A 7649-nucleotide genomic window follows, 5' to 3' on the forward strand; every position below is an offset into this window, starting at 1 on the left:
AGATCGTGCTTGCCATCCAGATCCCGCAGTTCAGGAATAGACCACAGCGCCTGTGCCAGTGGCAACACGGCTTTCTGCACACGGTAGACCGCCAGCATGCGTTCGACCGAGGCTTCGACAAATTCTTCCAGAGACATGCTTTCCAGATCGAAGGCTTCGATGTCTTTCAGCGCCTCGGTCATTTCATCCAGCCAGCGCTCGCCCAGGGCGTACATGATGGCGTGTTTGTTGGGGAAGTAGTGATACAGGGAGCCGACCGAGATGCCCAGTTCTTTGGCGATCAAAATGGTGGTCAGATCATCCACACCGACTTCTTCCAGAAGGCGGGCGGTAATGTCCAGAATTTGCTGTGTGCGTTCGCGGGCACGTTGTTGTACGGGCTGGCGACGTGGATTAAGCGCGCTTTTCCTTTTTTCCTGACGCTCTTTTAACATTGAAGGATCTCTTTTAGGTTTCCAGGTAACTGCATAAATAGCCGCATGAAACACTGCGTCTGTAACTTTGGCCTGTCGACAAGTGCGGCACACAAGGCTTCTGAGAGGCTCGCGTTGAACGGCCTCTCGGAAATCAGGTGATGGAGCAGCAGTTACGGGTTATTGCGGTCATTCTGCCATAACCGTTATGACATAATCAGGTAGGTGTCATATTCCAGGGGGCTAATGTTACCTTCAAACTCTTCCTGCTCAAAATGTTTCACGGCGCTGAAGGCTTTCTGGAAGCGAGGCCCCAGATACTGGGTGACGTAGTTTGATTCTTCAAAGCGGTCCAGAGCGTCGTACCAGTTGCGCGGCAGAGACGGTTTTTGCTCGGTATAGCCCTGTGGGGCGGGGGCTGTGGGTTCTATCTTGTTCTCGATGCCATAGAGCATGCCCGCCAGCAGAGCGGCCAGCGCCAGGTAAGGGTTGGTGTCGGCGCCGGCGACGCGGTATTCGATCCGGCGAGCCTTGTTGTCGCCGTTGGGAACGCGCATGGAGACATCGCGGTTCTCATAGCCCCAGGTGGGCGCCACAGGCGCGTGGCTGCCCGCCCGATAGCGGCGGAAGGAGTTGAGGTGAGGCGCAAACATCAGGAAGGTGTCGGCCATGGTTTCCTGTAAGCCGGCGATGGCGTGCCGCAGGGCATCGCTGCCAAGCTCGGTGCCGTCATCGAAGATATTGTTGCCCTGCTCGTCAATGACGCTGGCGTGGATGTGCATGCCGTTGCCGTCCAATTGACCGAATGGTTTGGCCATAAATGACGCTATATAGCCGTGTCGGTGGGCAATGCTTTTGATCACTCGCTTCAGTTGCTGGGCGTTATCGGCGGCCAGCAGCGGATCGTCGACGTGGTTGAGATTCAGTTCGAACTGACCGGGGGACAACTCTTTGACAATGGTGTCGAGGGGCAAGTCCAACAATTGGCAGGCGTTGCGGATCTCGTGCAGCAGGTCGGCGTATTCGTGCATCAGATCGGTGTTGAAGATCTGGCCGCCGATCTGGCTGCGTCCGTTGACGCGGGAATCCGGCAGCTGCGGTGTGCCCTGCTCGTCCCGCTGATCGAGGAACAGATAAAACTCCAGCTCGGGGGCGGTGACGGCGCGCAGCCCTTTGGCCTTATAGCGTTCCACCACTTCTTCGAGCAGTGCGCGGGGATCGTAGGCCCAGGGGGTGCCGTCTTCTTCGCTCATGGTGAGCAGCAGCTGCGCCGTGGGGCGCTCCAGCCAGGGAATCATTTTCAGAGTGGATAACACCGGGTGGCAGATGCCATCGCCGTCGCCGGTTTCGGCGGTAAGATCGGGAATGTCACGACCCCAGATGTCGGGTGCCGTGGCCGACAGTGGCATTTTGAAATTGCCTTCCAGTACGCGGTCTATGTTCTCAATGGGCAGCCATTTGCCTCGCAGAATGCCGTTCAGGTCTGTGAGCATGACTTCAATGGTCTCTGTCTCAGGGTGTTGCTGTAAAAATTCTGCGACGATATCTGAGTCTTGTTGCTCTGTTAAACCGCTCACGATGGTTCTCCCGTGTACTGTGTTTTCTGGTGCGTTAAGTCTGTTGCATCCATACCGGTGTTTTGTGTTTGCTCACACTCAATATTAGATGGGTTGAAGTCTGACGACTGGGCCAGAGCTTGTTGTCAGGCGCTGCTGACATGTGTTGATTTTAGGATAAAAACTTCATAAACTGAAACATAATTCGGTTTTTATCGATAGGGCATCTGGGGTTTTCTCGGTTAACCTATTGATAAATAACAAATTAATTATTTTTTCTGCTGCTGGTTCTGAGCGTCTAAAATAGAAAAGTGGACTGGATTACGCGGTAAACAGGTGGATGACAGACAACATGAGTAACGAAAAACCTTTGGTTATTGGTTTGGTGGCAGACTGCAAAATGATAGGTCTGCATCCCTTTCACGCCATTGGCGATAAATACATTCGCAGTATCAGCGAAGGCATGAATGCGATTCCGCTGCTGATTCCGGCCATGGGCGAACCACATTTGCTGGAGACCTATCTGTCGATGATCGATGGCCTGTTGCTGACTGGATCGCCAAGCAACATCGAACCTCATCACTACAACGGTGAGCCGGCTGACGATCCGCAGCACGATCCCGCGCGTGACTCGGCGACTCTGCCGTTGATCAAGATGGCGATAGACGCGAATGTGCCGCTGCTGGGGATTTGCCGCGGCTTCCAGGAAATCAATGTGGCGCTGGGCGGCACTCTGCACCAGAAGGTACAGGAACTGCCGGGCATGATGGATCACCGCGAAGATCCAGAGCAGCCAGTAGACGTTCAGTACGGCTTGGCACATGCGGTTCATTTTGAAGCGAACAGTGTGTTGGCTCAGATCAGTGACAGTGCCGAAGCTCAGGTCAACAGCGTTCACCAGCAAGGCATCAAAGAGCTGGCGCCAGGTCTGAACGTAGAAGCCAAAGCACCGGACGGTCTGGTCGAAGCCTTCCGTCTGGATCGCGAAGATCGGTTTGTCTTTGCCGTACAGTGGCATCCGGAGTGGAAGGTCACCACCAATCCGTTTTATCTGAGTATCTTCACAGCCTTTAAACAGGCGTGCGAGGCCAGACGTTAAGCTCGTCATTGCGAATCAACTGACTGAGCAGCAACACATTTTTATCATATTCTTACAACACAACAGGTCCAACCAAGGCATCTTATGGATACCATCAACGAGTGGTTAAAAGAAAACAATATTATCGAAGTCGAATGTTTGATTCCGGATATGACCGGCAATGCGCGGGGCAAGTTTGTGCCGGCGGATAAATTCTTCAAAGAAGAAACCCGCCTGCCAGAAAGTATCCTGCTGCAGTCAGTCACAGGAGGCTACCCGGACGAATTTGACGATATTCTCGGGGTGAACGACGGCGATATGTTTTTGCGCCCGGATCCTAAAGCCATGCGCCTTGTGCCCTGGGCCAAAGATCCCACCGCTCAGATTATCCACGACTGCATGACCCGCGATGGCGAACTGCACCCTCTGTCGAGTCGCGGCGTGCTTAAGCGCGTTCTGGCACTGTACGAAAAAGAAGGTTGGAAACCGGTTGTCGCACCGGAAGTAGAATTCTATCTGGTGAAACAAACTTCCGATCCGGATTACGAGCTGGAGCCGCCTATCGGTCGTTCAGGGCGTGCCGAGGTGATGCGTCGCTCTTATACCATTGATGCCATCAATGAGTTTGAGCCACTGATTGAAGCCATGTTCGGTCACTGTGAAAAAATGGGTCTGGATGTGGACTCATTAATCGATGAAACCGGTGCTGCGCAGATGGAGTTGAACTTCTTGCACGGTAACCCTCTCGATCTGGCGGATCAGGTATTTACCTTTAAACGCACGTTGCGTGAAACCGCCATGCAACACGGTGTGTTTGCCACCTTTATGGCCAAGCCCATGGAATCCCAGCCGGGCAGTTCCATGCACATTCACCAGAGTATTGTCGATGTGACAACCGGCAAGAATATTTTTGTGGATGAAAACGGTAACGAGAACGACTTGTTCCGTCACTACATTGGTGGTCTGCAAAAATTCACCACCGCCGCTATGCCGTTTTACGCGCCCAATGTGAATTCCTATCGCCGCTTTGCCAAAGACATTGCCGCACCGATCAATCTGAACTGGGGTTACGATAACCGTACCACCGGCATTCGTGTACCGGAAAGTTCGCCACAGGCCAAGCGGGTTGAAAACCGTTTTGCCGGTGTGGATGTGAACCCTTATCTGGCCTTTGCGGCAACGCTCGCCTGCGGTTATCTGGGTATGAAGATGGGCGTTGAGCCCACCACGCCGACAACGGGCAATTCCTACGAAGAAGATATTGAAGTGCCTCGTACACTGGAATATGCCGCACGTCTGCTTGATGAGTGTGAAGAGCTGCGCGATATCATGGGCAACACTTTTGTTGATGCTTATGTTTCCGTCAAAGCGTTTGAGTACGAAGAGTTTAATCAGGTCATCAGTTCCTGGGAGCGCGAGCATCTTCTGTTGAACGTGTAAGGTCTTGTCCAGTGCGCCTAATCCCGAAGGTCTTCGAAGATTAAGCGCACGTTACTCCCATCAACGGCGTTGCAATACCATTCAAATCAACTCCAATAAGAATCAACTTCAATAAAAACCTAAAGCAATGATTCTCCTGCGGTGTGTCAGCTGCATCCCGTCTGTGCAAGCTTTGAGAGTTCTGGACCGGCTTGTGTGTTTACATAAACAGCGGTCTTTCTGGTTTTGTATTTACTTTTCTAGGGAAGCTTTAAACGATGAGTATCAATAAAGAATTCACAAAGTCGATCTTGACTCTACTTCCGGCGTTATTGGTCTTGGGCTGTGGTGAGAAAGATTCTGTCCCTGCCATGGCTCCGGCGGCGGCCAATTTGGTTTTCACTAATGGGACGATTTATACCGCTGACAAAAATCATACCTTGATGCAATCGATCGCCGTAAAAGGTGACGAGATTGTGTTTGTTGGTTCCAATGAAGGCGTAAAGCCCTTTATTGATGAGAACACACAAGTAACCGATCTCGCAGGAAAACTGATCTTGCCGGGTTTGCACGATGTTCATGTTCATCCGCTCGGAATTGTCCAGCTGGATACCTGTGACCTGGATAGTGAACCTCATTCCTTGGCTGAATTGGTGCCAACGCTGAAAGACTGCATCAGTCGCTACGACATCCAAAAAGGGGAATGGCTGATTGTGGAGCAGTGGGCGTTTACTCAAGGCAATGAGCCCAGTGATGAATTTCCAACCTTACGTTCTGCTCTGGATGCTGTCTCGCTGGACAGCCCGATCTTCTTAAAAGGTAACGATGGTCATCACGCTGGCGTGAATTCTGCAGCGCTGGCCACCGCAAAAAACCCGGCGGGTGACGTGGTCGGAATTAATGCCGATTCGCTCGATCATGAATTTTCTGATTACGCCGAATTGATTGGCCGCGATGGTGACGGTCGTCCCAACGGCTCCCTGAATGAGACTGCCCGTCTGTTGGTTGATATCAATCCGGGTATCTTGCTGGGAGAGTTGATCCCAGCAGAAGCCATGCCCAGAGTGGCTAAAAAATTGGCCAGCTATGGCATCACCTCAGTGCAGGATGCCGCTGCACCGCTTGATAGCCTGGCACTCTATGAAGGTTTGCAGGCTTCCGGTAAGCAGACGTTCCGGCTTACCACCGCACTCTACCCACATTTTAATGACTATAAGAAAGCGGATGGCTCGATTGATATTGATCGCTTGATGGCGACCTTCGATGAACTGCGGGCTCGCGTGGCAGACAATCCTTTGATTAAAGCGGATGCGGCCAAAATCTTTATCGACGGAGTGATAGAAGGTAATCCGCTGGTGAATCCACCGACGTTGCCCAACGCTGCGCACTTGCATCATTACCAGCAACCACTGTTTGACTATGATGCCGAAGCTCAGACTCTGGACATTGAACGCTACGTGGATCTCGACAGTGAGCTGTGTCAGCAGGTCAGAGCGGATATGGCGGCTTATAAACAGCGTGCAGCCAGTCAGGCGTTTATGCAGGCGAATGGCTTTTCTCCTGTGCAATGTGTCGAGAGTGAAGGCGTATTGGAACATTCAGAAGCCTTTATCCGTGACTATATTGCGGCACTGAATGCGCGCGATTACACCGTTCATGCACATGCTATCGGTGACCGTGCGGTACGCACTGCAATCGATGCGTTTGCCGCGCTGCCAAAATCCAATCGTCCGCACAATATTGGTCACGCGCAATTGGTGGATCCGGCTGATATTCAGCGCGCAGGTGAGTTGGGATTGTATGTCACCATGACTTACGCCTGGGTTAAACCCGAAGTGGCTTACGACGTGACTGTGACGCCTTTCATCGATCAGGTTAATGGACTTGATGACCTTTATAATCCGGAACACTTCACCATGCAGTACAGCTATCCGGCCAAGAGTATGCAAAACGCCGGTGCAGTGCTTGCGGCAGGCAGTGATGCACCAGTGGATTCTCGTGAACCACGTCCGTTTGTGAATATCGAGCAGGCTGTGACCCGTCAGGGTGAAGGCGATGTGGTGTGGAATGCTAATGAGCGTTTAACCATTGAAGAGATTCTGGATGCGTACACCATCCACGGAGCACAGGCTCTGCGTCAAAGCGATCTGGTGGGTTCACTGGAAGTGGGTAAAAAAGCTGACTTCGCGGTGTTGAGTCAGAACATTATCGATCTGGCTCACAGTGGCGAGGCGGATAAAATCGACGAAACCCAGGTGTTGACCACGGTATTTAATGGCGAAGTGGTTTTTGAACGTCAATAATTTTTCACTCAGGAGTAATTTATGTCCGTTAAAGACATCAAACTAATTGGTACTGATCAGGTTGAATCCGAGTCCTATCTGCCGGATCAGGAAAAAATTCTGGCGGGCAATCCCGCTCAGCTGATCTGGCATTGCTATGACAACAAGGATAAAACCTTTGGTGCCGGTATCTGGCAAGGTGAGCCAGGCACGCACAAAGTGAGCTACAGCGAAGAAGAAGTGTGCTTTATGTTGGAAGGGAAAGTGGTTGTAGCCGATGATGACGGCAATGAGATCACTTTGCAGAAAGGTGATATGTTTGCCATTCCGGCAGGTTTCAGTGGTAGCTGGACCACGGTGGAAACCGCGAAGAAAATGTATGTGGTGTATGAGAAGTAATTCTCTTTAGCCATACACAAAAAAAGGAGGCCAGTGGCCTCCTTTTTTGTTTGGGTTATCCACGAACTTGTATTTAGTTCGCCAATTCACCTAACACGTCTTTCAACGGTTTCAGTTCTTCATCAAAGTTTTTCCAGTAAGCCAGGGCTGATCGGTAAATGGGCTTGCGAACCTGTTCCGAACTTGCGGTTTTAACTGCTCGCTGAGTTTGGTGGAAGTTGACACAGTTTTCTTCGAACGGCAGTTCGCAGTAATCCAGCAAGCGACGAACATTGGTTTCCAAATCGTCGACCACTTCTTCATATTGCACATCGAGAATTCGACCGGGTAACACTTTGTGCCAGTGTTGCATCAATCGATCGTAATCCCGGTAATAATGCCCCAAATCTTCCAGGTCGTAGGTGAAGTGCTGCCCTTTGGCCCACAGCTGCTTAAAACAACCGAGGCAGGAATCCATAGGGTGGCGACGGGCGTTAATGATTTTGGCATTGGGGAAACACAG

The 7649-nt window shown here is 51.5% G+C and carries 7 protein-coding genes; 4 read left to right on the forward strand and 3 right to left on the reverse strand.

What is annotated here, in order from left to right; all coding sequences use genetic code 11:
* A partial coding sequence (locus ACTG33_RS14975) for a TetR/AcrR family transcriptional regulator (RefSeq protein ID WP_439136031.1) occupies positions 1–434 on the reverse strand: 434 nt, incomplete at its 3' end.
* A 185-nt stretch (positions 435–619) separates the two neighbouring features.
* Positions 620–1990 (reverse strand): glutamine synthetase family protein, encoded by a 1371-nt coding sequence (locus ACTG33_RS14980; protein WP_439136032.1) that lies wholly within the window; start codon positions 1988–1990, stop codon positions 620–622.
* 331 nt (positions 1991–2321) lie between these two features.
* Between ACTG33_RS14980 and ACTG33_RS14985 the strand changes: the two genes are divergently transcribed.
* The 4 genes from ACTG33_RS14985 to ACTG33_RS15000 all read left to right on the forward strand — a co-directional run bounded on the left by ACTG33_RS14985 (position 2322) and on the right by ACTG33_RS15000 (position 7147).
* A complete protein-coding gene (locus tag ACTG33_RS14985; RefSeq protein ID WP_439136033.1) occupies positions 2322–3068 on the forward strand; it encodes a gamma-glutamyl-gamma-aminobutyrate hydrolase family protein in 747 nt (248 codons plus the stop codon).
* Between the two features lie 84 nt (positions 3069–3152).
* Entirely contained in the window at positions 3153–4487 is a 1335-nt protein-coding gene (locus ACTG33_RS14990; RefSeq protein ID WP_439136034.1) for a glutamine synthetase family protein, read from the forward strand.
* Between the two features lie 257 nt (positions 4488–4744).
* Positions 4745–6769 carry an amidohydrolase gene (locus tag ACTG33_RS14995; protein WP_439136035.1) on the forward strand — a complete coding sequence of 675 codons (2025 nt, stop codon included), beginning with the start codon at positions 4745–4747 and terminating at the stop codon, positions 6767–6769.
* Positions 6770–6790: 21 nt separating this feature from the next.
* Positions 6791–7147: a cupin domain-containing protein gene (locus ACTG33_RS15000; RefSeq protein ID WP_439136036.1), complete on the forward strand. Its 357-nt coding sequence runs from the start codon at positions 6791–6793 to the stop codon at positions 7145–7147.
* Positions 7148–7220: 73 nt separating this feature from the next.
* Here the strand turns inward: ACTG33_RS15000 and ACTG33_RS15005 are convergent.
* Positions 7221–7649, reverse strand: a 429-nt coding sequence (locus tag ACTG33_RS15005; protein WP_439136037.1) for a sulfotransferase family protein, incomplete at its 5' end; no start/stop codon positions are given.

Source organism: Pseudomaricurvus sp. (assembly GCF_965662505.1).
In the GTDB taxonomy this organism is placed as follows: domain Bacteria; phylum Pseudomonadota; class Gammaproteobacteria; order Pseudomonadales; family Cellvibrionaceae; genus Pseudomaricurvus.